The organism is Erwinia sp. MYb416 (assembly GCF_037479575.1).
Taxonomy (GTDB): Bacteria; Pseudomonadota; Gammaproteobacteria; order Enterobacterales; family Enterobacteriaceae; genus Erwinia; species Erwinia rhapontici.
Genome location: NZ_JBBGYT010000438.1, coordinates 613,503 through 639,646, shown reverse-complemented (window position 1 = coordinate 639,646; position 26,144 = coordinate 613,503). Strand labels below are relative to the sequence as shown.

24 protein-coding genes, 6 tRNA genes and 6 other RNA genes are annotated in these 26,144 nt (G+C 54.2%); 11 read left to right on the top strand and 25 right to left on the bottom strand.

All coding sequences use genetic code 11. From position 1 onward, the window contains the following. Window positions 1-132: 132 nt before the first annotated feature. Window positions 133-903 (bottom strand): molybdate ABC transporter substrate-binding protein, encoded by a 771-nt coding sequence (gene modA, locus WH277_RS12580; protein ID WP_339505742.1) that lies wholly within the window; start codon window positions 901-903, stop codon window positions 133-135. Between the two features lie 152 nt (window positions 904-1,055). After that, window positions 1,056-1,220 carry an AcrZ family multidrug efflux pump-associated protein gene (locus tag WH277_RS12575; protein ID WP_133841203.1) on the bottom strand — a complete coding sequence of 55 codons (165 nt, stop codon included), beginning with the start codon at window positions 1,218-1,220 and terminating at the stop codon, window positions 1,056-1,058. 147 nt (window positions 1,221-1,367) lie between these two features. On the opposite strand from WH277_RS12575, the gene modE reads away from it, so the two are divergent. From modE to gpmA, 6 genes are all read left to right on the top strand, one after another. Beyond that, window positions 1,368-2,147 carry a molybdenum-dependent transcriptional regulator gene (gene modE / locus WH277_RS12570; RefSeq protein WP_133841204.1) on the top strand — a complete coding sequence of 260 codons (780 nt, stop codon included), beginning with the start codon at window positions 1,368-1,370 and terminating at the stop codon, window positions 2,145-2,147. A gap of 19 nt (window positions 2,148-2,166) precedes the next feature. Beyond that, window positions 2,167-3,642, top strand: a complete 1,476-nt coding sequence (gene modF / locus WH277_RS12565) for a molybdate ABC transporter ATP-binding protein ModF (protein ID WP_133841205.1) — start codon at window positions 2,167-2,169, stop codon at window positions 3,640-3,642. Between the two features lie 263 nt (window positions 3,643-3,905). Next, the gene (gene galT / locus WH277_RS12560; RefSeq protein ID WP_133841206.1) at window positions 3,906-4,949 is read left to right on the top strand and encodes a galactose-1-phosphate uridylyltransferase; all 1,044 of its coding nucleotides are present in this window, start codon (window positions 3,906-3,908) and stop codon (window positions 4,947-4,949) included. 2 nt (window positions 4,950-4,951) lie between these two features. Continuing rightward, entirely contained in the window at window positions 4,952-6,100 is a 1,149-nt protein-coding gene (gene galK, locus WH277_RS12555; protein WP_133841207.1) for a galactokinase, read from the top strand. Continuing rightward, a complete protein-coding gene (gene galM / locus WH277_RS12550; RefSeq protein ID WP_339505741.1) occupies window positions 6,094-7,125 on the top strand; it encodes a galactose-1-epimerase in 1,032 nt (343 codons plus the stop codon). The genes galK and galM overlap by 7 nt, the downstream gene beginning before the upstream one ends. A 157-nt stretch (window positions 7,126-7,282) precedes the next feature. Next, window positions 7,283-8,035: a 2,3-diphosphoglycerate-dependent phosphoglycerate mutase gene (gene gpmA, locus WH277_RS12545; protein WP_012441996.1), complete on the top strand. Its 753-nt coding sequence runs from the start codon at window positions 7,283-7,285 to the stop codon at window positions 8,033-8,035. Window positions 8,036-8,108: 73 nt separating this feature from the next. On the opposite strand, the gene aroG is transcribed toward gpmA, so the two are convergent. Continuing rightward, window positions 8,109-9,161 carry a 3-deoxy-7-phosphoheptulonate synthase AroG gene (aroG, locus tag WH277_RS12540; protein WP_133841209.1) on the bottom strand — a complete coding sequence of 351 codons (1,053 nt, stop codon included), beginning with the start codon at window positions 9,159-9,161 and terminating at the stop codon, window positions 8,109-8,111. A gap of 292 nt (window positions 9,162-9,453) precedes the next feature. Here aroG and WH277_RS12535 point away from each other — a divergent pair, with 292 nt between their 5' ends. The 4 genes from WH277_RS12535 (at window position 9,454) to zitB (ending at window position 14,525) form a co-directional block, all read left to right on the top strand. Then, window positions 9,454-9,786, top strand: coding sequence for a YbgS-like family protein (locus tag WH277_RS12535; protein ID WP_133841210.1), 333 nt, complete (start codon window positions 9,454-9,456; stop codon window positions 9,784-9,786). Between the two features lie 116 nt (window positions 9,787-9,902). Next, the gene (locus tag WH277_RS12530) at window positions 9,903-10,493 is read left to right on the top strand and encodes a response regulator transcription factor (RefSeq protein WP_133841211.1); all 591 of its coding nucleotides are present in this window, start codon (window positions 9,903-9,905) and stop codon (window positions 10,491-10,493) included. After that, window positions 10,490-13,618, top strand: coding sequence for an ATP-binding protein (locus WH277_RS12525; protein ID WP_339505740.1), 3,129 nt, complete (start codon window positions 10,490-10,492; stop codon window positions 13,616-13,618). The genes WH277_RS12530 and WH277_RS12525 overlap by 4 nt, the downstream gene beginning before the upstream one ends. Next, window positions 13,599-14,525 carry a CDF family zinc transporter ZitB gene (zitB, locus tag WH277_RS12520; protein ID WP_133841212.1) on the top strand — a complete coding sequence of 309 codons (927 nt, stop codon included), beginning with the start codon at window positions 13,599-13,601 and terminating at the stop codon, window positions 14,523-14,525. Before WH277_RS12525 ends, zitB begins: the two co-directional genes overlap by 20 nt. Window positions 14,526-14,593: 68 nt before the next feature. Here the strand turns inward: zitB and pnuC are convergent, their stop codons facing one another. The 3 genes from pnuC to WH277_RS12505 all read right to left on the bottom strand — a co-directional run bounded on the left by pnuC (window position 14,594) and on the right by WH277_RS12505 (window position 17,043). After that, window positions 14,594-15,292, bottom strand: a complete 699-nt coding sequence (gene pnuC, locus WH277_RS12515; RefSeq protein ID WP_133841213.1) for a nicotinamide riboside transporter PnuC — start codon at window positions 15,290-15,292, stop codon at window positions 14,594-14,596. Window positions 15,293-15,318: 26 nt separating this feature from the next. Next, on the bottom strand, window positions 15,319-16,380 hold the full coding sequence (gene nadA / locus WH277_RS12510) for a quinolinate synthase NadA (RefSeq protein ID WP_133841214.1): 1,062 nt from the start codon (window positions 16,378-16,380) through the stop codon (window positions 15,319-15,321). 159 nt (window positions 16,381-16,539) lie between these two features. Next, complete coding sequence (locus tag WH277_RS12505) at window positions 16,540-17,043, bottom strand: methylated-DNA--[protein]-cysteine S-methyltransferase (RefSeq protein WP_133841215.1); 504 nt, start codon at window positions 17,041-17,043, stop codon at window positions 16,540-16,542. 167 nt (window positions 17,044-17,210) lie between these two features. Between WH277_RS12505 and WH277_RS12500 the strand changes: the two genes are divergently transcribed. Continuing rightward, window positions 17,211-18,668 (top strand): AlkA N-terminal domain-containing protein, encoded by a 1,458-nt coding sequence (locus tag WH277_RS12500; RefSeq protein ID WP_339505739.1) that lies wholly within the window; start codon window positions 17,211-17,213, stop codon window positions 18,666-18,668. Between the two features lie 68 nt (window positions 18,669-18,736). Here WH277_RS12500 and WH277_RS12495 read toward each other — a convergent pair. The 19 genes from WH277_RS12495 to ybgC all read right to left on the bottom strand — a co-directional run bounded on the left by WH277_RS12495 (window position 18,737) and on the right by ybgC (window position 25,957). Then, window positions 18,737-18,861: non-coding RNA, RtT sRNA (locus WH277_RS12495), on the bottom strand. Window positions 18,862-18,892: 31 nt separating this feature from the next. Beyond that, window positions 18,893-19,017, bottom strand: a non-coding RNA gene (locus WH277_RS12490) — RtT sRNA. Window positions 19,018-19,048: 31 nt separating this feature from the next. Continuing rightward, window positions 19,049-19,173: non-coding RNA, RtT sRNA (locus WH277_RS12485), on the bottom strand. A 31-nt stretch (window positions 19,174-19,204) separates the two neighbouring features. Next, a non-coding RNA gene (locus WH277_RS12480) (RtT sRNA) lies at window positions 19,205-19,329 on the bottom strand. Between the two features lie 31 nt (window positions 19,330-19,360). Beyond that, window positions 19,361-19,436 (bottom strand) — tRNA-Lys (locus WH277_RS12475). Window positions 19,437-19,440: 4 nt separating this feature from the next. After that, window positions 19,441-19,516, bottom strand: a tRNA-Val gene (locus WH277_RS12470). 37 nt (window positions 19,517-19,553) lie between these two features. Continuing rightward, window positions 19,554-19,629, bottom strand: a tRNA-Lys gene (locus WH277_RS12465). 45 nt (window positions 19,630-19,674) lie between these two features. Then, a non-coding RNA gene (locus WH277_RS12460) (RtT sRNA) lies at window positions 19,675-19,788 on the bottom strand. A gap of 12 nt (window positions 19,789-19,800) precedes the next feature. Next, window positions 19,801-19,876: transfer RNA gene (locus WH277_RS12455), tRNA-Lys, on the bottom strand. 4 nt (window positions 19,877-19,880) lie between these two features. Next, a tRNA-Val gene (locus WH277_RS12450) sits at window positions 19,881-19,956 on the bottom strand. A gap of 47 nt (window positions 19,957-20,003) precedes the next feature. Further along, a non-coding RNA gene (locus WH277_RS12445) (RtT sRNA) lies at window positions 20,004-20,117 on the bottom strand. A gap of 12 nt (window positions 20,118-20,129) precedes the next feature. Then, window positions 20,130-20,205, bottom strand: a tRNA-Lys gene (locus WH277_RS12440). Between the two features lie 164 nt (window positions 20,206-20,369). Further along, on the bottom strand, window positions 20,370-21,176 hold the full coding sequence (cpoB, locus tag WH277_RS12435; protein ID WP_159337428.1) for a cell division protein CpoB: 807 nt from the start codon (window positions 21,174-21,176) through the stop codon (window positions 20,370-20,372). Window positions 21,177-21,185: 9 nt separating this feature from the next. Further along, window positions 21,186-21,698 (bottom strand): peptidoglycan-associated lipoprotein Pal, encoded by a 513-nt coding sequence (gene pal, locus WH277_RS12430; protein WP_133845490.1) that lies wholly within the window; start codon window positions 21,696-21,698, stop codon window positions 21,186-21,188. A 44-nt stretch (window positions 21,699-21,742) separates the two neighbouring features. Further along, the gene (gene tolB / locus WH277_RS12425) at window positions 21,743-23,035 is read right to left on the bottom strand and encodes a Tol-Pal system beta propeller repeat protein TolB (RefSeq protein ID WP_159337429.1); all 1,293 of its coding nucleotides are present in this window, start codon (window positions 23,033-23,035) and stop codon (window positions 21,743-21,745) included. A gap of 109 nt (window positions 23,036-23,144) precedes the next feature. Beyond that, window positions 23,145-24,398: a cell envelope integrity protein TolA gene (gene tolA, locus WH277_RS12420; protein ID WP_339505738.1), complete on the bottom strand. Its 1,254-nt coding sequence runs from the start codon at window positions 24,396-24,398 to the stop codon at window positions 23,145-23,147. Between the two features lie 29 nt (window positions 24,399-24,427). Beyond that, window positions 24,428-24,856, bottom strand: coding sequence for a colicin uptake protein TolR (gene tolR / locus WH277_RS12415; RefSeq protein ID WP_062748479.1), 429 nt, complete (start codon window positions 24,854-24,856; stop codon window positions 24,428-24,430). A gap of 13 nt (window positions 24,857-24,869) precedes the next feature. Continuing rightward, window positions 24,870-25,547, bottom strand: a complete 678-nt coding sequence (tolQ, locus tag WH277_RS12410) for a Tol-Pal system protein TolQ (RefSeq protein ID WP_171148735.1) — start codon at window positions 25,545-25,547, stop codon at window positions 24,870-24,872. A 5-nt stretch (window positions 25,548-25,552) separates the two neighbouring features. After that, window positions 25,553-25,957: a tol-pal system-associated acyl-CoA thioesterase gene (gene ybgC / locus WH277_RS12405; RefSeq protein WP_133845496.1), complete on the bottom strand. Its 405-nt coding sequence runs from the start codon at window positions 25,955-25,957 to the stop codon at window positions 25,553-25,555. Between the last annotated feature and the right edge of the window lie 187 nt (window positions 25,958-26,144).

Below are 26,144 nucleotides of genomic sequence, written 5' to 3'. Positions count from 1 at the left end.
TTTAACCTGCAGCAGTGTTGGCTGCACTCCCTCACCCCAGTCACTGACTTTAGTCAGCTCCTGGGGATTCACTCACTTGCCGCCTTGCTGCAGCTTAAAATATTTTGGTTAATTTATCTTTTTAACCTGCAATTATAATGGCGCGAACCCGTACTTTTTGAACACAACCGCCGCTTCCGGCCCTTTCAGATAGTCATAAAACGCCTTCACACGGGCATTGTTATGGTCGGTGACGATCGCCAACGGATACTCAACCGGTTTATGGCTCTCTTTCGGGAAGATGCCGACCACGGTGACTTTCTTACTGGCTATGGCGTCAGAGCCGTAAACAATTCCGTAAGGGGTTTCATTACGCTCCACCAGCGCCAGCGCCGCACGCACGCTGTTACTGCGCGCCATTAGCGGGGAAAGTTGCTCCCATGCGCCCAGGTTTTGCAACGCTTCTTTGGCATAAATTCCCGCAGGAACATGGTCCGGGTCCCCGACGGCCAGACGCTGACCTTTTAGCAGGCTTTTCCAGTCGGTTGTTTTAATGATGTTCACCGGCTGTGGCTGACTGGCCGTTGGGGCCACCAACACCAGGTCGTTACCCAACAGGGTCACACGACTGCCATTATCGATCGTTTTCTTCTCGCTGGCATAGTCCATCCACTGCTGATCGGCAGAGATAAACAGATCGGCCGGCGCACCCTGCTCAATCTGGCGAGCCAGCGTTGATGAGGAGGCAAACGAAGAGACGATTTTCACGTCCTTGCCCTTCTCATACTCGCTGGCAATATCCTGCAGCGCATTGGTCAGTGAAGCTGCCGCAAATACAGTCACGTTTTCTGCCGCGATGGCATGGCCACCAACGCTTAGGCTGACGGCGGCGGCGGCCAGCCAGTGATTCCATTTTACAGACATGTTTTCTCTCCAGTGGGTTCGTTATGTACTGAATAATATAACGATGCACTGGGATCTGTAACCGTAATTATCGGCATCTGAGGCGAGAAGTTTAGTGGGGCAGAAACGACAACGCCCGGCAGAGCCGGGCGCCGATCAGAAACAGGAGAGATTTACTGGGTAATCTGGTTTTTTTTCGCTGGCTGGTCTTTGCGGTGACCAATTTTGGAAATAACGTTGAATACTTCGCCCAGACCCCAAATCAGACCGAGGATAATCGCCATGACGATTGGCACCATGATAATGGCAACGGCAAGGCCTTTCAGTAACTCCAGCATGGAAACCTCATCTTACGGGATAAAAGAAGCATTGTAGCGGGCATGGTTAAGAAAGCACTGACCTTTTGTGCCTTCGTGCGCAATTTATTTGCCGCGCACTGATAGAATCAACCCAGACCCTTTATCTTGCCCCCTTCCGGAGTTCCTATGCAGGCCGATATTTCCCTGATCCTGAAACTGCAACAACGACTGTTTGCCGACCCACGCCGTATTGAACTGCTGCGCCAGGTGAAAGAGAGTGGCTCGATCAGCCAGGGTGCCAAACTTGCGGGCATCAGCTATAAAAGTGCCTGGGATGCGATTAACGAAATGAATCAGCTGGCCGACCGGACGCTGGTGGATCGCGCCACCGGAGGAAAGGGCGGCGGCGGTGCCGTGGTCACCGCCTACGGCGAGCGCCTGCTGCAACTGTATGCCCTGCTGGAGCAGATTCAGCAAAAAGCGTTTGATGTCTTGCAGGATGACGCACTGCCAGGCAGTCTGTTAGGTGCCATTGCACGCTTTTCACTGCAAACCAGCGCACGCAATCAGCTTTTCGGCACGCTTATCGCCCGCGATGAGCGTCCGGTGCAGCAGCATATAAGAGTGCAACTGGCCGACGGGCAGACACAAATCCAGGTCGCCCTGACGGAAGTAAGTGCCAATCGTCTGCAACTGACCCACGGCAAAGAGGTGCTGGTGCTGATTAAAGCGCCGTGGATTGAGGTGACTCGCGCTCCCACCCAGGCGGATAATCAGCTGGCCGGAACCGTGAGTCAGATTGAGCAGGGGGAAACCCACAGCGAGGTGTTGATTGCCGTGGGAGGCGGTGAAATCCTGTGCGCGACCGTGGATAATCTGCATATTGTGCAGCAAAAAATCGAACCGGGCGCCACTGTGACCGCCAGTTTTAATGCCGACCGCGTCATCATCGCGACGTTACTGTGAATCGAAAAGGGAAACGAGAATGCCAGTATTGCAGATTCGCCAGGGTATCTTCCGTCTGAACGATACCCGGGTACTTAACCTCAACGACCTGACCCTGACGGCCGGTGAAAGCTGGGCGTTTGTCGGCGCTAACGGTAGCGGTAAGTCCTCACTGGCCCGCGCCCTCTCAGGTGAACTGCCGCCCTCGAAAGGCAGCGTGACCAGCCAGTTTCAACGCCCCACCCGTTTATCGCTGGAGCAGTTACAAAAACTGGTAGCCGATGAATGGCAGCGTAATAACACCGATTTGCTGAGTGCTGATGAAGACGATACCGGCCTCACTGCCAGTGAAATTATTCAGGAAGCGGTACGCGATAACGTTCGCTGCCAGCAACTGGCTGCTCAGTTTGGTATTGAGCACCTGCTGACACGCCGTTTTAAGTATCTCTCGACCGGGGAAACCCGCAAAACGCTGCTCTGTCAGGCATTGATGGCGCAGCCCGATCTGCTGATCCTCGATGAACCGTTTGACGGTTTAGATGTGGCGTCACGCGCCAACCTTGCCGATGTCCTCGGCAACCTGCAACAGCAGGGATTAACGGTGGTGCTGGTGCTTAACCGTTTTGATGATATTCCTGATTTCATCGATCGGGTGGGCGTGCTGGCTGAATGCACCCTGACCCACACCGGTGAACGGCAGGCGATCCTGGCGGAAGCGCTGGTGGCGCAGCTGGCGCACAGTGAACAGCTGGCGGGCATGACACTACCGGAAGCCGATGATGCCAGCGCGATCCCATTACTGGCGGAGGACGCACCGCTGATTACGCTGCGCGATGGCGTGGTGTCTTACAACGACCGTCCCATCCTGCATTCTCTCAGCTGGCAGGTGGAACGTGGCCAGCACTGGCAGATCACCGGCCCTAACGGTGCCGGAAAATCGACACTGCTCAGCCTGGTGACAGGCGATCACCCGCAGGGCTACAGCAACGATCTGACGCTGTTTGGCCGCCGCCGTGGCAGCGGGGAAACTATCTGGGATATCAAACAGCATATTGGTTATGTCAGCAGCAGTCTGCATCTCGACTATCGTGTCAGCAGCAGCGTGCGCAATGTGGTGATTTCCGGCTACTTTGACTCCATCGGGATTTATCAGGCGGTGTCCGACCGTCAGCAGGCGCTGGCAAAACAGTGGCTGGCGCTGCTGGGCATGAGCGGAGCCGTGGCGGATTCCCCTTTCCACGATCTCTCCTGGGGTCAGCAACGGCTGGTATTGATCGCCCGGGCGCTGGTGAAACATCCGGCGCTGCTCATCCTCGATGAACCTCTGCAAGGCCTGGACCCGATAAATCGCCTGCTGGTGCGCCGCTTCGTTGATGTGCTGATTGGAGAAGGCCGTACCCAACTGCTGTTTGTCTCGCACCATGCGGAGGATGCTCCGCAGTGCATTACTCATCGTCTGAGCTTTGTCGCTGATGGCGAGGGATATCGTTACACGCAGGACGCGTTGTCACTCTGACCTTTCGGGTCGATCGGAAAAAACGATCGACCCCTGCAGTTCGTGGCAACCTGACCGTTGCTTTTTTGGTGTAACCGCTACCATTATTCACCCCACCCTGCCTGATAACTCTCCAAGCCCGCACTATTTTTATTGATACTTCGGATTTTTCAGCTTGTGTAAACGATTCCATTTATACAAACTCGATCACGCTTTCAGCGCGTAGATTGTGCTATTTTTCTTTGCAGTTCAGAAATGCATAAACCCGGTTATCAGGACACAACATGCAGAAATTTAATCCGGTCGATCACCCTCATCGACGTTATAACCCGCTGTCCGATCAGTGGATTCTGGTTTCCCCTCACCGTGCCAAACGACCATGGCAGGGTGCACAGGAAACACCGTCGCAGGAAAAACTGCCTGCACACGATCCCGATTGCTTCCTTTGCCCGGGAAATACCCGTGTGACCGGGGATAAAAATCCCGATTACACCAGCACGTACGTTTTCACTAACGACTTCGCTGCGTTGATGACCGACACCCCGGATGCGCCAGAGAGCGACGACATCCTGATGCGTTGCGAGAGCGCACGCGGCACCAGCCGGGTGATCTGCTTCTCTCCAGACCACAGCAAAACGCTGCCCGAACTGACGCTGGCAGGCCTGGTCGATGTCGTAAAAACCTGGCAGGAACAAACGGCGGATCTGGGCCAGCACTATCCCTGGGTACAGGTGTTCGAGAACAAAGGCGCCGCAATGGGCTGCTCTAACCCGCATCCGCATGGCCAGATCTGGGCCAACAGTTTTCTGCCGAATGAAGCGAAGCGTGAAGACGATCTGCAACGCGCGTATCTTGCGAAACATGCCTCCCCGATGCTGGTTGATTACACGGCTCGCGAGCTGAACGATGGCAGTCGTACCGTAGTGGAAACGGAGCACTGGCTGGCCGTGGTGCCGTGGTGGGCGGCATGGCCGTTTGAAACACTGCTGCTGCCGAAAGCCCACGTGAAGCGCCTGCCCGACTTGAGCGAGGCACAACGCAGCGATCTGGCGCTGGCGCTGAAAAAGCTCACCAGTCGCTATGACAATCTGTTCCAGTGCTCTTTCCCCTATTCCATGGGCTGGCATGGCGCGCCGTTTAATGACGATGCCAATGACCACTGGCAGCTACATGCACATTTCTATCCACCGCTGCTGCGTTCAGCCTCGGTGCGTAAATTTATGGTCGGCTATGAAATGCTGGCTGAAACCCAACGTGACTTAACGGCCGAGCAGGCAGCAGAACGTCTGCGCGCCGTCAGCGATATTCATTTCCGTGAGGCGGAATAATCATGAGCTTACAGACCGCTACCCAACAGATTTTCAGTACCGTGTTCGGCTACGCGCCAACCCATACCCTTCAGGCACCGGGCCGCGTCAACCTGATCGGTGAGCATACCGACTACAACGACGGTTTTGTGCTGCCCTGTGCCATTGACTACCAGACTGTTATCGCCTGTGCAAAACGCAGCGACCGTCAGGTGCGGGTGATTGCCGCCGACTATGACAATCAGCAGGACATTTTCTCGCTGGATGAAGCGATCGTCAGCCACCCGGATCAGATGTGGTCTAACTATGTACGCGGCGTGGTAAAACACCTGCTGAAGCGTGCACCCGATTTTGCCGGTGCCGATATGGTGATCAGCGGCAATGTGCCACAGGGTGCCGGATTAAGTTCCTCAGCCTCGCTGGAAGTGGCCGTCGGTACCGTGTTCCAGCATCTGTATGAACTGCCTCTGGACGGTGCCGCCATTGCGGTAAACGGACAGGAAGCTGAGAATCAGTTTGTCGGCTGTAACTGCGGCATTATGGATCAACTGATCTCGGCATTGGGTGAGAAAGATCACGCCATGCTGCTCGATTGCCGCACGCTGGGCACGCGCCCGGTGCCGATGCCATCCGATATCGCGGTGGTCATTATCAACTCCAACTTCCGCCGCAGCCTGGTAGGCAGTGAATACAATACGCGCCGCCAGCAGTGTGAAGCCGGAGCACAATTCTTCGGCGAAACCTCACTGCGTGATGTGGAACTGAGCCAGTTTACCGCGCAGCAGGATCAGCTTGATCCGCTGGTGGCCAAACGTGTTCGTCATGTTCTGACGGAAAACGCTCGTACCCTTGAAGCCGCCGATGTCCTGGCGCGCGGCGATCTGGCCCGCATGGGCGTGCTGATGGCCGAGTCGCACGCCTCAATGCGTGATGACTTCGAAATCACCGTACCGCCGATCGACCAGTTGGTTGAGATTGTCAAAGCCACGCTCGGCGATCGCGGCGGCGTGCGCATGACCGGCGGTGGTTTCGGGGGTTGCATCGTAGCGCTGATGCCGTTCGATCTGGTGGACGAGGTCAAAGCCGCCGTAGCAGAACAGTACGAAGTAAAATCTGGCATTAAAGAGACCTTCTACGTCTGCAAAGCCTCAGCAGGAGCCGGCGAATGCTAACCCCAAATTCTCACGCGCCCGATGGGCAACCGTGGCGCATCACTACCCTGCGCAATCGCAATGGGATGGTCGCGACATTTATGGACTGGGGTGCCACCTGGCTCTCTGCCCGGGTCCCGATGGGCGATGGTCACGTTCGTGAGGCGCTGCTCGGCTGCGCCACGCCGTCAGACTATCTGGCACAGAGCGCTTACTTAGGTGCGACCGTAGGCCGCTATGCCAACCGCATTGCTCATGCACAGTTGCAACATGACGGCGAGCACATCGCGCTCACAGCCAATCAGGGTGCGCATCAGTTGCACGGAGGCCCTGAGGGCTTCCACAACCGTCGCTGGCAGATTGTTGGTCAAAGCGACAGCGAAGTGGAATATCGCCTGGACTCTCCCGATGGCGATCAGGGATTCCCGGGCACGCTGCTGGTGACGCTGCGCTACCATCTGGATGATGACAACATGCTGTCGATTCATTATGACGCCACTGTGGATAAAGCCTGCCCGGTTAACCTGACGAATCATGCCTATTTCAATCTGGATGCGGAACACGGTGATGCACGTCAGCATCGCCTGTACCTGAATGCCGATCATTATCTGCCGGTGGATAGCGAAGGCATTCCCAATGCACCGCTGAAAGCCGTGGCAGGGACCAGTTTTGATTTCCGCCAGGCAAAATCGGTTGCACAGGATTTCCTCAGTGATGCCGATCAGCGTGCGGTAAAAGGCTACGATCACGCCTATTTGTTAAATGACAGCGCGACACAGCCCGCTGCCACGTTGTGGTCTGCCGATGGCAAACTGCAACTTAATGTCTTTACCAGCGCCCCGGCATTACAGCTTTATAGCGGGAATTATCTGGAAGGTACTCCGGCGCGCGAACAGGGCGTCTATACTGCTTTCCAGGGTATTGCGCTGGAGAGTGAGTTCTTACCCGACTCGCCTAACCATCCTGAGTGGCCTCAGCCCGACTGCTGGCTGCAACCAGGTGAATCGTATCAGTCAATAACGCGTTATCAACTGACTGCGGTTTGACAAAGCGCATGAAAATCGCGCATCGCGAGCGTTACGGACTTACGCGCTGCGCAGAATTCAGCTATGGTAATGCACATTAAAATTGCCGCGTTGTCGTCTCCGGCAGTTTACCGGTCACCATTATCATAGAAACGTAAAGTTATTAAGGAGTTAAGCTATGGCTGTAACTAAGCTGGTTCTGGTACGTCACGGCGAAAGCCAGTGGAACAATGAAAACCGTTTCACCGGTTGGTATGACGTTGATCTGTCAGACAAAGGCCGCACCGAAGCGAAAGCTGCTGGTCAGCTGCTGAAGAAAGAAGGCTTCACCTTCGATTTCGCTTACACTTCTGTGCTGAAACGTGCCATCCACACGCTGTGGAACATCCTGGATGAAGTGGACCAGGTGTGGCTGCCAGTGGAGAAATCCTGGCGCCTGAACGAGCGTCACTATGGTGCGCTGCAGGGTCTGGATAAAGCTGAAACCGCGAACAAGTACGGTGATGAGCAGGTTAAGCAATGGCGTCGTGGTTTTGCCGTGACCCCACCAGAACTGGATCGTGCGGATGAGCGTTTCCCAGGCCACGACCCACGTTATGCATCACTGACCGCTGAACAGCTGCCAACCACCGAGAGCCTGGCGCTGACCATCGATCGCGTGCTGCCTTACTGGAATGAATCTATTCTGCCACGCATGAAAAGCGGTGAGAAAGTGATTATCGCCGCCCACGGTAACTCCCTGCGTGCGCTGGTGAAATACCTGGACAACATGAGCGAAGAAGAGATCCTGGAACTGAATATCCCAACTGGCGTGCCATTGGTGTATGAGTTCGATGAAAACTTCAAACCTATTAAACATTACTACCTGGGTGATGCTGACGAGATTGCTGCGAAAGCCGCTGCCGTTGCTAACCAGGGTAAAGCGAAGTAATCCTTTAGCAATAGAGGATTCGCTGATATAAAAAACCCGCCAGACGGCGGGTTTTTTTATGTACGTTAACGGATTAACCGCGACGTGTTTTCACCGCATCCGCCAGTTGACGCAGCACGGTTTCAGTATCTTCCCAGCCAATACAGGCATCGGTGACACTTTTGCCATAGACCAGCGGCTCACCGCTCTCCAGGCTCTGATTTCCTTCAACCAGATGGCTTTCGATCATCACACCAATGATTGCGCGATCGCCGCCCGCGATCTGCTGTGCCACATCCGTTGACACCTCCAGCTGCTTTTTAAACTGCTTGCTGCTGTTGGCATGGCTGAAGTCGATCATTATCTGTGGATCCAGACCGGCTTTTTCCAGGCCGGATTTTACGGCGCTGACGTGGTGAGCACTGTAATTAGGCTCTTTGCCGCCACGCAGGATAATATGGCAGTCTTCGTTACCGGCGGTCTCAACAATCGCCGAATGCCCGTATTTGGTCACCGAAAGGAAGCAGTGAGGGGCGCTGGCTGCGCCGATGGCGTCAATGGCGACCTTGATGGTGCCGTCAGTACCATTTTTGAATCCTACCGGGCAGGAAAGGCCGGACGAGAGTTCACGGTGCACCTGAGACTCGGTAGTACGTGCGCCAATGGCGCCCCAGCTCATCAGGTCGGCGACATACTGCGGGGTGATCATATCGAGGAATTCCCCCGCCGCTGGCAGGCCGCTGTCGTTGATCTCCAGCAGCAGCTGACGTGCGATGCGCAGGCCATCGTTGATCTGGAAGCTGCCATCCATATGGGGATCGTTGATCAGCCCTTTCCAGCCCACCGTGGTGCGCGGTTTTTCAAAGTAGACGCGCATCACGACTTCCAGCGAGTCTTTCAGCTCTTCACGCAGCAATAGCAGGCGGGAGGCGTACTCTTTGGCCGCCGCCGTATCGTGAATCGAGCAGGGACCAATCACCACTAACAGACGGTCATCCTGTTTTTTCAGAATATGATGAATGGCCTGACGGGCCTGGGAAACGGTGCTGGCCGCTTTGTCCGTGGCAGGGAATTTTTCAAATAACGCAACCGGAGGTAAAAGTTCTTTTATCTCTTTGATTCTTAAGTCATCGTTCTGATAATTCATAATATTTCCATGTTATTTCATTGCCGTACTGCACACCAGGCGCATCGCCTCCAATCTATCGCGACTCCCCAGCCCTGTAAATCGCATTACATTGGTTAACCCACACTCAGATTTGATTTATCCCTGTCGTGAACTACACTTTTACTCGTTAACTCTTGCATTAAACGCATTTGTACCACTTACGATTTCACCCTGACCTTTTTACAGGATTTTATTCTGAAGATAATGAAATCGCGTAACTCATCGAATCGAGTTAATGAGTCAGGCAACATTCAATAATTAACGGAGCATAATGATGAATAAGTTTGCAATCGTATTTCTGACAGCAGCAATGACCCTGGGCAGCGGTGCGGCAATGGCTGCCGATAATAACGGTTCAGCGAATGCAGCCGCAGATGCCGGTGCAGTGGCCCCAGGTTCTAATGAAAAAATTGCCCCAAATAACGTTGATAACAGTAAAATTAACACTGACGGTACGGGTACGCACAAAGATATGAAGCACCATAAAGGCATGAGTGCGGATGAAGTGAATAAAAATACCCAATGTAAAGATGGCAAATGCCCCGACATCAACAAAAAAGTCGGTAATGAAGCTGATACCAAAACCGATGGTACCAGTCAGTAATCTGTTATAACGTCAGATTCATTAAAGGAGAGCGGGTGCTCTCCTTTTTTCTTTCTCGTTTTCTTCGGCCATCCCATCAGCTATCCTGAATCCCCTGTTTCACTTCGGACTTTTTCATGGCCACGTTGCTGCTGATTGACGATCACCCGCTGGTGCAGGTTGCACTGGAAGCCGCTCTGGTTCATGCGCCATTCCCTCTGACTTTATTGTCTGCTGAAAATCAGCAGGATGCACTGGCGTTACTCGACAGTCAGCGTGTCAGCCTGGTGATACTCGATATTGGTCTGCCTGACAGCGACGGTCTGCAACTGCTTAAACGTATCAAACGGCTTGCCCCCTCACTGCCCGTGGTGATCTACTCAGCGCAGGAAGAGCGTGTCTGGCCGCGTCTGGCAGAAGCGGCTGGGGCATCGGGTTTTGTGGCAAAACGCCAGCCTTTAAGCCAGCTGTTATCGGCCGTACTCGCCGTGCTGGGGGGACAACGGGCTTTCCCTGCCCAGCAGCAGGATGAAACGCTGCATGAACAGCTCACCGCTAAAGAGTTGCAGATCCTTGCTCTGCTGGCACGGGGTCAGTCCAATCTGCAAATTGCCGAACAGTTGCATATCAGCAATAAAACGGTCAGCACGCATAAAAAGAATATTATGGATAAAACCGGGGCACAGTCGGTGGTTGAACTGGCACAGCTGTGGCAGTCGCGCCAGTGATAGCCAGACCACTGTTGCTTATCCTGCTGCTGTTCGTCAGTAGCGTCAGCGCCAGTCTGCGGCCCATCAGCAGTATTGCCCTGCCACAGGAGATGATGCCGCTGGCCTCGCCTGCGTCAGAATCGTTAAAAAACCTGCGCATTGGTGTGCTGGTTGGCGGCAGTTCTCCGTGGAATATGGTGGTGGGCAACGATCTTTACGGCATTAATGCAGACTATCTGGTGGCGTTACAGCAAACCAGCGGCCTGAGTATGAGCGTACAGGGCTTTAATCGCCTGCCCGATATGCTGGAAGCCTTACAGCAGAGGAAAGTGGACGTGCTGTTCGGCGTGCCTCAGCACCCTTTGCCCCCCGGCATCAGCGCCACACAGCCCTGGTTTAGCAGCCCACTGCGCATCTATCGTAATCGCAACAATCTGCGTCCGGTGATGTTTAATTCCAGCGAAGCACGCATCAGCGTCAGCCGTGATACGTTGGCACGCGTCAATCCCGCCTTTGTCCAACAGCATCGCTGGCAGATCGTTGACAGCGATGTTCAGGCACTCTCAGGTCTGTTGAATCAGCACAGTGACTATGTGGTCGCGGATGAAACCAGCGCAGGTTTCCTGCTTGGTCAGTTACAGCAGGGTGAAATTTACCAACTGGCCTCGCCCCTTGATCCGGGTATGTTGCAAATCAGAGCAGTAACCCGGAGTCCGGCACTGACGCAGCAGTTGGACGATGCCATTCGTCAGCTCCCTATGGAGGTAGTCAACGGCATCCAGGCACGCTGGAGTAGCACACTGCCGCGCTATCAGGACAGTAATACCGCCCGGCTCACTCCGATGGAACGCAGCTGGATCGCCGAACATCCGATGATTATTTACGCCGCCGTCAGTGATGATTATCCGTGGAGCTACCGCAATGCCAGCGGTCAGCCCGCCGGTTACAGTGTGGATCTGCTCAACAGCATTGGCCAGCTCACCGGATTGCGCTTCCAGCCTTACTGGGTCAGCAATGCTCAGCAGGCGGGTACGCTGGTGACGCAGGGTCGTGCCCTGATCCAATTGACGTTACCCCTGACCGGCAATGACGCCATGCTGAATAATACGCAGCCCGTCTGGCGAGCGCTATGGGGCGTTTACGTTCGCCCATCGGAACAGAGCATCAGTAGTTGGGCAGACCTTAATGGCAAGCGCATCGGGGTAAAGCGTGGCGATATTGCTTCCCGCCTGTTGCCTGCGGGCACCGAGCCTCAGGTGTTCGATGACACAACCCGCCTGTATGACGCGCTGGCCAGCGGTCAGATTGATGCACTGGTGGACAATGTGCTGTCGGCTCGCTGGCGTATCCAAAGCCGTTATGTCAATACGCTGCAACTGGCGTTTACTGCCAGTGATACTGCCTGGCCCATTACCCTGGGCATTGCCCCTGACCAGCCGCTACTGCGGGCATTACTGAACAATAGCCTGCAACAGATTCCGGCGGAAAGCTGGCAGCGGCTGCGGGAAAACTGGGGCAGCACACCGGAAAGTGTTGATGACGGTCATCAGGGAGCCATGCGACCCATATCGCTGTTCGTGCTGGTGGCGGCGCTGTTTGCCATTGTCTTCCTGCTGATCCTGCTGCTGAGACGCTATCTTGACCAGCGTCGTGAACGTCAGCAGCGGCAACGGCTGGAACAGGAGCGCGAAGTGGCTCTTCGGGAAAACCGCATGAAAAGCCAGTTCCTGGCCACCGTCAGCCACGAGCTGCGCACGCCAATGCAGGCAGTGCTGGGACTGCTTGAACTGGAGCTGGTACAACAACCTCAGCGCCATAATTTATCGTTGATCTACAGCAGCGCTGCCAGCCTGCTGACGCTGCTCAATGATCTCCAGGATCATGCCAGAGTAGAGAGCAACAGCTTCAACCTGGTGCCGCGCCCGCTGGAACCGGAAAGCTGGCTGAAGCATCTGGCCGTTTTTTATCCCCCTCTTATTCGCCGTAATGGACCGCAGCTGAACGTCAGTGCATTGACGACCCTGCCCGACTGGGTGCTGATTGATGGTGAGCGTCTGCAACAGATCGCCAATAATCTTATGGGGAATGCCATTAAGTTTACCCCGCAAGGCGAGATCCATCTGACGCTGGCCGCGCTGGAGGATCCGCCCCGCCTCTGTCTGCGGGTCACTGATACCGGCAGCGGCATTCCTCTGGCTGAACAGCAACGGCTGTTTGAACCCTGGTATCAGACGCCTTCCGGCCGTCAACTGTCAGTGCAGGGCAGCGGGCTGGGGCTCTCTATCTGCCGTGAAATTGTGAGTCGCATGGGCGGGACCATTGACCTGCAATCGGCACCTGGCGAAGGCACCTGTGTCAGCGTCACGCTGCCGTGGCAGGTGATCAATCCACCGCAGCCTGTGGCGTCACAGGCGGGTCCTGTTGCGGCGATGACCCACCATTTACGGGCGGCAATTATCGATGATCATCCCACTAACCTACTGGTGATGCAGCAGCAGCTGGCACACTGTGGCATTCAGGCTGACACCTTCGGCAATGGACGCGCACTGCTGGATGCCGCAAAACAGGCGCAATGGGATTTGCTGTTTATCGACTTCAGCATGCCTCATCCGGATGGCCTGACGCTGGCAAAAATCCTGCGCCGCCGCGAACGCCATCAGCCGCACCGTACGCGCATTGTGCTCTGTTCGGCTGATGCGCATATTCTTAACCATCCGCAGGCACAGCAGGTTGCCGATCATCTGCTGCTCAAGCCCGTGTCTCTTGCGGATATCGCTACGCTGTTGCAGGCCGATGCACCGGACCTGTTTGCGGATATCACCCAACGTCTGAACCAGCTTGCCCACAATGACGTGCACTATTTTCAGCGCCTCTGCCAGACACTGAGTGAGACATTAGCGCGCGATGTCGAGGCGATGAATCAAGCCATTACCGCTGAGGCCTGGCCTGCACTTGAGAGCGCTGCTCACCGGATGAAGGGAAGTTGGCTGCTGCTGGGTTATAGCGAAGGGGAACGACTTTGCCAGCAGATCATTCAGTCGGCAAAAAACCATCAGCCCCCTAAATCTGCGCTAACTTTATTGATATCATTAAGCGATAAGTTATTAACTCAACTGGAATCTTATGGCTCACAACCACGGTGAAACCGACACCAACCGATCCCGTCTGCTGGCAGCTTTCGCCGTCACCGCCATTTTTATGGCGGCGGAAGTCGCGGGTGGACTGATCTCAGGCTCGCTGGCGCTGCTGGCCGATGCCGGGCACATGCTCACCGATGCCGCTGCACTGCTATTGGCGCTGCTCGCTACCCAGTTTTCCCGGCGCAAACCGACGGCACAGCACTCATTTGGTCTGTTGCGTTTAACCACGCTTGCCGCCTTTGTGAATGCGATCGCCCTGCTGGTCATTACTGCCCTGATTGTCTGGGAAGCGCTGGTGCGTTTCCGGCAACCGCAGCCGATTGCAGGAGGTATGATGCTGATCATTGCTATCGGCGGGCTGCTGGCGAACCTGCTGTCGCTCTGGCTGCTGCGCAGCGGCAGTGAAGAGAAGAACCTGAATGTACGGGCCGCAGCACTGCATGTCCTTGGCGATCTGCTTGGCTCAGTCGGTGCCATTGTTGCTGCACTGATCATCATGCTCACCGGCTGGACGCCCATCGACCCTATTTTATCGGTTCTGGTGTCGTTACTGGTACTGCGCAGCGGCTGGGCGTTGATGAAAGAGAGCGGTCGCGAATTGCTGGAAGGTGCACCACGGGATATTGACGTGGATAAGCTGCAACGCGCCCTGGTCCGCAGCATTCCTGAAGTCCGTCACGTGCACCATGTGCATTTATGGCAGGTGGGGGAGAAACCGGTGATTATGCTGCATGTCCAGGTGATTCCCCCGCGGGATCATGATGCTCTGCTGCACTGCATTCAGGATTATCTGCGTCAGCACTATCATATTGCGCATGCAACGGTACAGATGGAGTATCAGCGCTGTGAAGATGACGACTGTGGCCTGCACGGGGTTCAGGAGAACCACAGCACACATCACCATCATTGAGATGCCTGGAATGAGGGTATCCGTGGCTCAGGGCAGACCAAAACAGACGGTCTGCCCTGAGCCAGGCATCAGCGTTGACGGGCGCTTTTCACCCACAGCCACGAACCGTTGAGGGCGATTAATGTCAGCACGGCATATTCCAGCGCCATCGCATAAACCCCCTGGCGGGCGAAAATCATCACGCTGATCACGTTGATAATCACCCACAGCAGCCAGTTTTCGACATATTTACGTGTCATCAATACCATCGCCACAATCGACAGCACCATCATGCAGGAGTCCCAGAAGGGAAACGCATCCGGCTGTAGCTGCGGCATCACCACGTTCATGCCCAGCCCCTGCATCAGCGATACGGCGGTGTGCGTCAGGAAAGCAAACACCGGATCGATATAGCGCGTCATCAGGGCAATCGCCACGACAATTGCCGCGCCCCAGCCGAGCAGTTTAGGCAGCGGCAGCCAGCGTATTTTCAGCGCCTGCTGATTATCACTGGTTTGCCGGCTCCAGGCGTACCATCCGTAAATATTGGCAACAAAGAAAAACAGTTGCAGCAGCAGGCTGGCATAAAGCTGGATCTGAAAGAAGATCACTGCAAACAACGTGACGTTAATCAGACCAAAGGCGTAGTTAACGATTTTTTCCAGGCTGGCCAGCCAGATACACAGCAAACCGGCAATGGTACCGATCGCTTCGATCCACGACAGATCGTAGCCACCCTGCCCGAGAGGAATATGAACCAGAATATTTGAGGTACTGAAAAAATCCATATTGCGACATCCTGTAATTTTATAAATTAAGCATTACCTTTGATCTTGAGCTTAAGATCTGCCGCAAAGGTTAGCATACGATCCAGCGGGATCAATGCGGCCTGACGTAGTGCTTCATCAACAAAAATCTCATGTTCACTGCCGCCCTGCTCCAGACCATCAGCAATCGCTTTCAGGCCGTTCATCGCCATCCACGGGCAGTGAGCGCAACTACGACAGGTGGCACCTTCGCCGGCCGTCGGCGCTTCCAGCAATTCTTTGTCCGGACACGCCTGCTGCATTTTATAAAAAATACCGCGATCGGTGGCGACGATCATTTGCTTATGCGGCATCGTCTGCGCAGCATGGATCAGCTGACTGGTAGAACCAACGGCATCGGCCAGATCGACGATCGCCTGCGGGGATTCAGGATGGACCAGCACCGCCGCCTCCGGGTAGAGCATCTTCATGCGCTGCAGTGCTTGCGTTTTAAACTCGTCATGAACGATACAGGCCGCCTGCCAGCAAATGACATCTGCGCCACTTTTTCGCGTGACATACTGTCCAAGATGGCGATCGGGCGCCCAGATGATTTTCTCTCCCAGACTGTCGAGATGCTCAATCAATTCCACGGCGATACTGGAGGTGACCACCCAGTCAGCACGGGCTTTTACCGCCGCAGAGGTATTGGCATACACCACCACGGTACGGTCAGGGTGGGCATCACAGAACTGGCTGAATTCTTCGATCGGGCAGCCCAGATCGAGTGAACACTCGGCCTGAAGAGTGGGCATGAGAATGGTTTTTTCAGGGCTGAGTATTTTGGCCGTTTCGCCCATAAAACGTACCCCGGCAACCAACAGAGTGGAAGCGGAGTGCTGGCTGCCAAAACGCGCCATTTCCAGAGAATCGGAGACGCAGCCACCGGTCTCTTCTGCCAGGGCCTGAATTTCCGGATCGGTGTAATAATGAGCGACCATGACCGCATCACGCTCTTTCAGCAGGCGTTTGATTTTTTCACGGTAGAACTGTTTTTCATCAACAGATAAACGTGCCGGTTTTGGCGGAAAGGGGTAAACAGCGGCTTCGGGATCAAACATCAGGCTCATAAGGCAACTCTCGTTTCTTCAACTTAACCGAATTAACGTAGAAGGCCCATCTGGTGCCAACTCTACGGCTGGTTTGTTTTATATGCTAAACACGATAGCTGAAAAATGAACCTATGTCGCCGGATTTCTAACTTTTGCCTCAGGATGTGATGCCGATCATCAAAGAGACTCCTCCGCCCACAACTGCCCCCCTTCCAGACGCAGTAAAAAGGCTTTGGCTGCCAGGCCACCGGCAAATCCGGTCAGTTTACCATTGGCGCCAATCACCCGGTGGCAAGGGGCAATAATTGAGAGTGGATTTTTTCCATTGGCTGCGCCCACTGCACGAACAGAGTTGGGGTTGCCGATCTGGTGGGCGATTTCCCCGTAGCTGCGCGTTTCACCAAAGGGGATGGTGATCAACGCCGCCCAGACCTGCTTCTGGAACGTCGTGCCGATGAAATCCAGCGGCAAGCTGAACTGCTGGCGATGGCCGGCAAAATATTCGCGCAGCTGCCGTTCGGCTTCGAGCAAGGTTGCGTTGTGGGTGTCTTCCAGCTGTGGCCTGAAGCGCACACGTTTGGGATCATCATTTTCCCACAGAATAGCGGCGAGACCCTGTTCGCTTGCCACCAGTTTCAACTCACCAACCGGGGATTGCATCATTTTATAGTAGAAAGCCATCTTCCCTCTCCTTCTCTGTCTGGGGTACGCGCTATTATGCCCTGGGGATGGCATATCACTGGCCGTTTTCGGACATCAGTACAGAATAATGTTGTGTCCGCAAACGGCGAGTACTGGATGCGCTAAACACCTAATCTGAAGTGAATTCTGTGCGACAGGACATAACGATGATTGACCCAATCTCAGCTTACCGCGCCCTCACCTCACGCGATGCGCGTTTTGACGGCATATTCTACGTGGGTGTGACCTCAACCGGCATTTATTGTCGTCCCGTTTGCCCGGTGAAGGCACCACGTGCGGAGAACTGCCTGTTTTTCGACAGCGCTGAAGCGGCAGAAAAAGCCACCTTTCGGCCCTGCCTCCGTTGCAGACCCGAGCTGGCTCCCGGCCATGCGCCTGTCGATCACAGTCAGCGTATTGCCGAACGGTTGATGCAGCGTATTGATGAAGGGATGATTGAGCAGGTCGACAGCCTGGAAGAGATTGCTGCCAGTTTTCATCTCAGTCTGCGTCAACTTCGCCGCATTGTTCATAAAGAGCTGGGCGTTTCGCCACAGGAGTTACGCCAAACCCGGCGATTGCTGCTGGCTAAACAGTTATTGAGCGAAACCCATTTGCCCGTCACGCAAATTGCGTTTGCCAGTGGGTTTTCCAGCCTGCGTCGTTTTAACGCTGCGTTCAGCAGCCAGTATCGTATGCCCCCTTCGCATTTGCGTAAGAACATGAAGATCAGAGAAGGAGGCATCGACAGCAACGATACATCAACATTGCAGCTCAGCTATCGCCCTCCTTATGACTGGGAGGCGATGCTGGCCTTCCTGCGCCGTCGTGCGCTGCTGGGCGTAGAGAGTGTAGATGATGTCAGTTATGCCCGTACCGTGCGTCTGGGGCCGCATTATGGATGGATAAGAGTGACGCAGCAGGCAGAGAAAAATATGCTGCAGGTTGAGTTCACACATTCACTGAATGCCGTTTTGCCTGTGCTGCTGCGCCGACTGAGAAATCTGTTTGACCTGAATGCCCGCCCTGACCTGATTGCAGAGCACCTGGGACAGGACCCGTTGTTGCACGCCTCGGTGCTGGCGCATCCCGGATTACGGGTTCCCGGTGCGTTCGACGGTTTTGAGATGGCCGTGCGTGCGATTCTCGGCCAGCAGATCACAGTGAAAGCCGCTGCCACATTGGGTGGACGCTTCGCCACCGCACTGGGAGAAGAGATCGCCACGCCCTTTGCCGAACTGACACATCTTTCTCCCCTGCCAGCCCGGGTGGCGCAATGCAGTATTGATGAGATCGCCCGCCTGGGGATTGTCAGTGCCCGCACCCGCTGTATCCTGGCGCTGGCGGAACAGTGTGCTCTGGAGAAACTACAGCTGGATATCGTCAGCAACCCTGACGATACGATAGCGCAACTGTTAGCCTTGCCGGGCATTGGTGACTGGACGGCGAAATACCTCGCGATGCGTGCATTACGCTGGCCTGACGCATTTCCGGCGGGAGATATTGTGGTACGCAATAATCTCGGTGGTCTTAGCGTTAAACAGGCGGAGGAGTGTTCACAGGCGTGGCGTCCGTGGCGCAGCTATGCGGTGATGCATATCTGGCACAGTGGAAAATTGGTATAAAGGAACGGGGCGACCGGACACTCAAATCGCAGACAGCAAAAAGGCGCCTTTAGGGCGCCTTCTTACATTGGTGGGTCGGGCAGGATGACTCGGCTTCGCCTCGCCCTCCGGGTCGTTGCCTTTGGCAACGCTGTCTCACTGCGTTCGACTCGAACCTGCTGCAGGTTCTCATACTGCCCGAATCGCAGACAGCAAAAAGGCGCCTTTAGGGCGCCTTCTTACATTGGTGGGTCGTGCAGGATGACTCGGCTTTGCCTCGCCCTCCGGGTCGTTGCCTTCGGCAACGCTGTCTCACTACGTTCGACTCGAACCTGCTGCAGGTTCTCATACTACACGAATCGCAGACAGCAAAAAGGCGCCTTTAGGGCGCCTTCTTACACTGGTGGGTCGTGCAGGATGACTCGGCTTTGCCTCGCCCTCCGGGTCGTTGCCTTCGGCAACGCTGTCTCACTACGTTCGACTCGAACCTGCTGCAGGTTCTCATACTGCCCGAATCGCAGACAGCAAAAAGGCGCCTTTAGGGCGCCTTCTTACATTGGTGGGTCGTGCAGGATGACTCGGCTTCGCCTCGCCCTCCGGGTCGTTGCCTTTGGCAACGCTGTCTCACTGCGTTCGACTCGAACCTGCTGAAGGTTCTCACCCTACACGAATCGCAGACAGCAAAAAGGCGCCTTTAGGGCGCCTTCTTACACTGGTGGGTCGTGCAGGATTCGAACCTGCGACCAATTGATTAAAAGTCAACTGCTCTACCAACTGAGCTAACGACCCGATATGGTGGGTGATGACGGGCTCGAACCGCCGACCCCCTCCGTGTAAAGGAGATGCTCTACCAACTGAGCTAATCACCCATATCAGAACTGCTACGCATGTTTATCTCTTAAGAGATGGTGGGTCGTGCAGGATTCGAACCTGCGACCAATTGATTAAAAGTCAACTGCTCTACCAACTGAGCTAACGACCCGCAATGCGGTAAAACTGGACTACGCTATAACTGACTACTTTGAAGTGGTGGGTCGTGCAGGATGACTTCGCCCTTCGGGCCGTTGCTGAAGCAACGTTGTCTCGCTTTCGCTCGACTCGAACCTTTTACGGTTCTCATCCTTCACGGTTTACACCGCTTACGACTTTGAAGTGGTGGGTCGTGCAGGATTCGAACCTGCGACCAATTGATTAAAAGTCAACTGCTCTACCAACTGAGCTAACGACCCGATATGGTGGGTGATGACGGGCTCGAACCGCCGACCCCCTCCGTGTAAAGGAGATGCTCTACCAACTGAGCTAATCACCCATATCGAAACTTCAAAGCACGGTTTACACCGTTTTAAAACTTAATACTGGTGGGTGGTGCAGGATGACTTCGCCCTACGGGCCGTTGCTGAAGCAACGTTGTCTCGCTTTCGCTCGACTCGAACCTTTTACGGTTCTCATCCTTCACGGTTTACACCGTTTAAAACTTAATAGTGGTGGGTCGTGCAGGATTCGAACCTGCGACCAATTGATTAAAAGTCAACTGCTCTACCAACTGAGCTAACGACCCACTTTTGTGCTGCTGGCGTCTCTTAACATATCCCCCGGCAACGGCGGCATATATTACTGATTTGAATTTCCAGCGCAACCACTATTTCAGGATAAGTTGTTCAACTGCTTAGCTTTCACGCGGTCAGACCATATTTCAGGCTAAAATGAGCTCAATCACGCCAATCAGAGTGCCGCTGAGCGCTTTTGTGCCTGTTTTGCGGCTTCACTGTTAGGGTACAGTTTGACCACCTGCTGATAGACCGCTTTGGCTTTCGCCTTGTCGCCTTTTTCCTGCATGATCACCCCCACCTTCAGCAGCGCATCTGCACTCTTCGGTGATTTTGGGTAATTTTTGACAACAGTCGCGAAATAAAACGCGGCATCGTCTTTTTTGCCTTTGTTGTAATTCAACTGACCAAGCCAATAGTTCGCGTTAGGCTGAAAAGTCGAATCCGGGTATTTCTTCACAAAGGACTGAAATGCTGCGATAGCCTGATCGTACTGTTTTTTCTCCAGTACCAGCGCCACTGCCGCATTGTAATCGGTATTCGCATCCCCACTTTGGGTCGGGGCAGCAGCGGCAGCAGGAGCTGCTGCCGCTGCATTGCTGCCGTCAGAGGACGTATCGGCGGCTGCCGCACCCGCACCTGACGCGGCCGCTGCACCGGCGTTTGCACCACCGCTGCTGAGACTGTCAATCTGCTGGTAAAGTCCTTTCTGACGCTCCACAACCTGATTCAGCTGATAGCTGTTTTCCTGAATTTGACCACGTAGTGAGTCAATATCATTTTGAGTTTCGGAAAGTTGCTGCTGAAGTTGCTGGAGGAGTTGCGCCTGAGCATTAGAAATACGCTCAAGTGTAGTGACACGGTCTTCAACCGAGCCGGAGCCAACGTTACTGATTGTTGCCTGGGCATTAGCGGCCCAGGGGGCCGCTACGCCAACCAGTAACGACAGACTCAACAGGTGAGTTCTGAAGCTACTAATCATGTGATTCTCTTAGTAAACCAGTACTGCACGACGGTTTTTAGCATAAGCTGATTCGTCGTGACCCAGTACTGCAGGTTTTTCTTTACCGTAAGAAACGATAGAGATCTGGTCAGCAGAAACGCCTTTACCCTGCAGGTACATTTTAACAGCTGAAGCACGACGTTCGCCCAGGGCGATGTTGTATTCAGGTGTACCGCGCTCATCCGCATGACCTTCTACGGTCACTTTGTATGATGGGTTGCTACGCAGGAAGTTAGCGTGCGCATCCAGCATCTGAGCGAAGTCAGAAGCGATGTCATACTTGTCCAGACCGAAGTATACGATGTTGTTTTTCTGCAGTTCTTGCATCTGCAGACGTGCCTGCTCGTCAGAAGACATGTTACCGCTGTTCATGCCGCTGTTAGAACCGTCACCAAGACCGTTAGTCTGGTCGTTGTTGTTGTTCTTATGAGAGCTACATGCAGCCACTGCGATTACTGGCAGTGCCAGCATTAAGCCTTTCAGCACTTTGTTCAGTTGCATTATTTAATTCCTATTATAGTTTGCCATACATATTTACACATGCATCACAGATACGGCGACCAGGCAGGAAATTTGACCTGTCCATCAGTTGCCGGAAGACGCGCTTTGAAACGCCCATCCGTCGAAACCAACTGCAATACGGAACCCATACCCTGAGTAGAGCTATAGATTACCATTGTGCCGTTAGGTGCGAGACTTGGCGTCTCATCCAGGAACGTGTCCGTTAATTGTTGAACGGCTCCCGTTACCAGATCTTGTCGGGCGATGTGTTGAGCACCGCCATTGGTGCTGACCATCACCATTGATTTGCCATCAGAGCTGACGTCTGAGTCCTGGTTCTGAGAACCTTCCCAGGTAATACGTTGAGCTGTACCGCCGCTTGCGCTGATTTTATAAATTTGTGGACGACCTGCCTGATCGGAGGTGTAAGCCAGACTCTGGCTGTCCGGGAACCAGGTTGGTTCGGTGCTGTTATAACGACCATCAGTGATCTGACGAATCTGACCAGAACCAATGTCCATCACATACAGATTCAGGCTACCCGTTTTTGATAACGCAAACGCCAGTTTGCTGCCATCTGGAGAGAAGGCTGGCGCACCGTTGTGACGTGGGAACGAAGCAACCTGCCTGATCGCGCCATTCGCCAGCGTCTGGATAACCAGTGCAGACTTACCGCTTTCAAAGGTCACGTAAGCCACTTTGCTACCATCTGGAGACCAGGCTGGTGACATCAGTGGTTCTGGTGAACGATGCACAACAAACTGGTTGTAACCATCGTAATCAGATACGCGCAGTTCATACGGGAATTGACCGCCGTTGGTCTGCACTACGTAAGCAATACGGGTACGGAACGCCCCTTTGATGCTGGTCAGTTTTTCAAAGCTTTCATCACTGGCTGTATGCGCCGCATAACGTAACCACTGTTTTGTCACTTTGAACTGATTCTGCGCCAGCACAGCGCCAGGGTTAGCCGAGGTATCGACCAACTGGTAGGAAACTGTATAGCTGCCGTCTGCGCCTGGCTGAACCTGGCCTACCACGACGGCATCAATGCCCAGCGCGCTCCATGCAGCGGGCTGCACTTCGGCAGCAGAGGTTGGCTGCTGTGGTAAACGTGAACGATCGATTGGATTGAATTTACCGCTGTTACGCAAGTCGGCAGCAACAATGCCACCAATATCTTCCGGTGCGGCACCTGGACCATCCCATTTAAACGGCACAACGCCGATAGGACGTGCGGAATTCACACCCTGAGTAATTTCAATGCGAACTTCTGCATGCGCGACCGCGACAAACAGCATTAAAAAACTCAGCGCTACACGAAATGCCTGCTTCATTCTTTCTCCCTTATCCGGGCATAGCACCCACGATAATTAGCCTTGTATCAAGAAACCTAAGAGTACGGCATGCAAAACATAGTTCAACATGCCGCTGATGACCGAATTCTTACAGTTTAAACTCGACTGTCGCTTCTTTCACCGCCTGCCAGACATCCTGGGTAGGCGGTTTTGGAATTTTAGCAGTACGAGCAGCACTTAACGCGGCCTGACAGAGCGCAGCATCACCACCGGCCGTCGTCGCTGAAATCAGCAGCCCGTCCGGAGCCAGTTTGATGCGGATATCGCAGGTTTGCCCGGCGAAAGTATCCGCATTATACAATTTACTTTGAATCGCGCCTTTAACCTGTCCGAGGTAACTGTCGATAGCAGCACCGGATGCACCCGATTTTTTCTGCGTACCCTGCCCCGCAGCACCACCGCCGCCAGCAGCGTTACCCGACTTCGGCGCATTTTTACCTGAGGTCAGGTCACCCAGTAAGTTACCGACATCACCCGACTCTTTCGCGGCTTCAGCTGCTGCTTTCTTCTTGGCTGCGGCATCGGCTTTGGCTTTCGCTGCGGCATCAGCTTTCGCTTTTGCAGCCGCTTCCGCTTTTTCTTTGGCAGCAGTCGCCGCTTTCTCTTTGGCTTCTTCCGCTGCTTTTTCTTTCGCCTCAGCCGCCGCCTGTGCTTTGGCTTCCTGAGCAGCAGCCTTCGCATCCGCCGCCGCTTTTGCCTCAGCAGTCGCTTTGGCTTTTGCATCCGCTGCCGCTTTCACTTTAGCGGCTTCCGCAGCGGCCTGTTTCGCTTCTGCTTCGGCTTCTTTCTTCGCATCAGCAGCCGCTTTTTTAGCTTCTTCTGCAGCTTTTTTATGTGCATCAGCAGCAGACTTCGCCTGGGCATCCGCCTGGGCTTTCGCATCGGCTTTGGCTTTTGCCGCGGCGGCTTCAGCCTGTTTCTGCTCCTGCTGTGCCTGCTTCGCCGCATCCGCGGCTTGCTTCTGCTCGGCGGCCTGTTCTGCCGCCTGCTGTTTGGCATCTTCCTGCGCCTGCAGACGTTCTTTCTCGATCTGTTTCAGCCTTTGCTGTTCTGCGGCCTGTTTCTGCTGCAACTCTTCCGCCTGCTGTTTAGCCTGCTTCTGACGTTGTTGCTCGGCACGCTTGCTGTCGCTCTGCTGATTTTGCTGACGATTGTACTGTTCTACCACCGCGCCAGGATCGACCATGACTGCATCAATATCGCTACCGCCACCACCGCCGCTGGCGTCGATGTTTTCGTCAAACGAACTCCATACCAGCACGGCCACCAGAATAATGTGGAAGATGACTGATATTGTTATCGCTCGTTTTAACTTTTCGTCTTGCTCGGTTGCCTTCGACACTCTCGGTTCCCAAAAACGGTTCGAATGAATTAAATCGGCTGCGTCATTAATCCGACAGACTTCACGCCTGCCTGATGCAGCAAGTTCAGCGCCTTGATGATTTCCTCGTAAGGAACCTCTTTGGCCCCGCCAATCAGGAACACCGTTTTCGGGTTAGCCGTAATGCGACGCTGCGCTTCGGCCACCACTTGTTCCGCTGGCAACTGCTCCATCCGATCGTGATCGACCACCAGGCTGTACTGCCCGACACCCGCGACTTCAACAATCACAGGAGGATTATCATCGCTGGAGACGGTTTTAGAATCTGTAGCGTCCGGGAGGTCAACTTCCACACTTTGAGTGATGATCGGCGCCGTTGCCATGAAAATCAGCAACAGCACCAGCAGCACGTCCAGCAACGGAACAATATTGATCTCGGACTTGACGTCGCGGCGACCGCGACCACGCCTTCTGGCCATGCTAACCTCCGACTTACTTGCTTACGTCGCTAGAGAACGCCTGACGATGCAGGATAGCCGTGAACTCTTCCATAAAGTTGTCGTAGTTCTGCTCAAGTTTGTTCACACGCTGCGTCAGGCGGTTGTAAGCCATGACCGCAGGGATGGCCGCAAACAGACCAATTGCAGTTGCAATCAGTGCTTCAGCAATACCCGGTGCCACCATCTGTAAGGTGGCCTGTTTCACCGCGCCCAGCGCGATGAAGGCATGCATAATCCCCCATACCGTACCAAACAGACCAATATAAGGGCTGATGGAACCTACGGTACCCAGGAAAGGTATATGGTTTTCCAGCGCTTCCAGTTCACGGTTCATGGAAATACGCATGGCACGCGTCGCCCCCTCCACGACCGCTTCCGGCGCATGGTTGTTAGCACGATGCAGACGGGCAAACTCTTTAAAACCCGCATAGAAAATCTGCTCAGAACCGCCCAGCTCATCGCGACGGGCCTGGCTTTCCTGATAGAGACGAGACAGTTCGATACCGGACCAAAACTTATCTTCGAAGGCATCTGCATCACGCGTGGCCGCATTCAAAATACGGGTACGCTGAATGATTACAGCCCAGGAGGCGATAGAAAATCCGATCAATATCAACATGATAAGTTTGACCAGAAGGCTCGCCTTCAGGAACAAATCAAGAATGTTCATGTCAGTCACTGCTTGAACTCCGCGACAATAGACTTGGGAAGCGCTATCGGCTTCATTAGATGTGGATTGATGCAGGCGATCAGGACCTCTGCTTCATTGAGCACACGGCCTTCTGCATTAACGATGCGTTGTGCGAATGTCATGGTCGTTCTGGTCATGCCAATAACCTCGCTTTGCACATCGAGCATATCGTCGAGGCGTGCAGCTGCAAGGTAATCAACCGTGATACGACGCACGACAAAGGCCACCTGCTGTTCCAGCAGAACCTGTTGATTGAAATGGCGCTGGCGCAGCATTTCAGTCCGTGCCCGTTCATAAAAAGCGACATAGCTGGCGTGGTAAACCACACCACCGGCATCGGTATCTTCGTAATAGACACGCACCGGCCATCGAAACAGCGTTGTACTCACTCTACATCCCGGTAATGCTAACGTTGGTACAGGAAAACGTTGCTACTATACGCAAGAGCTAACCTGTTGGGAATGGGTTGCCAGAGGCTGACGAAAATAATTATCCCTGCGTAACAACTTCACTAATTTCAGGACATTTGTTAGACAAATATTGACATAAACGCAGCTAAAAATAGCTTCAGCGACA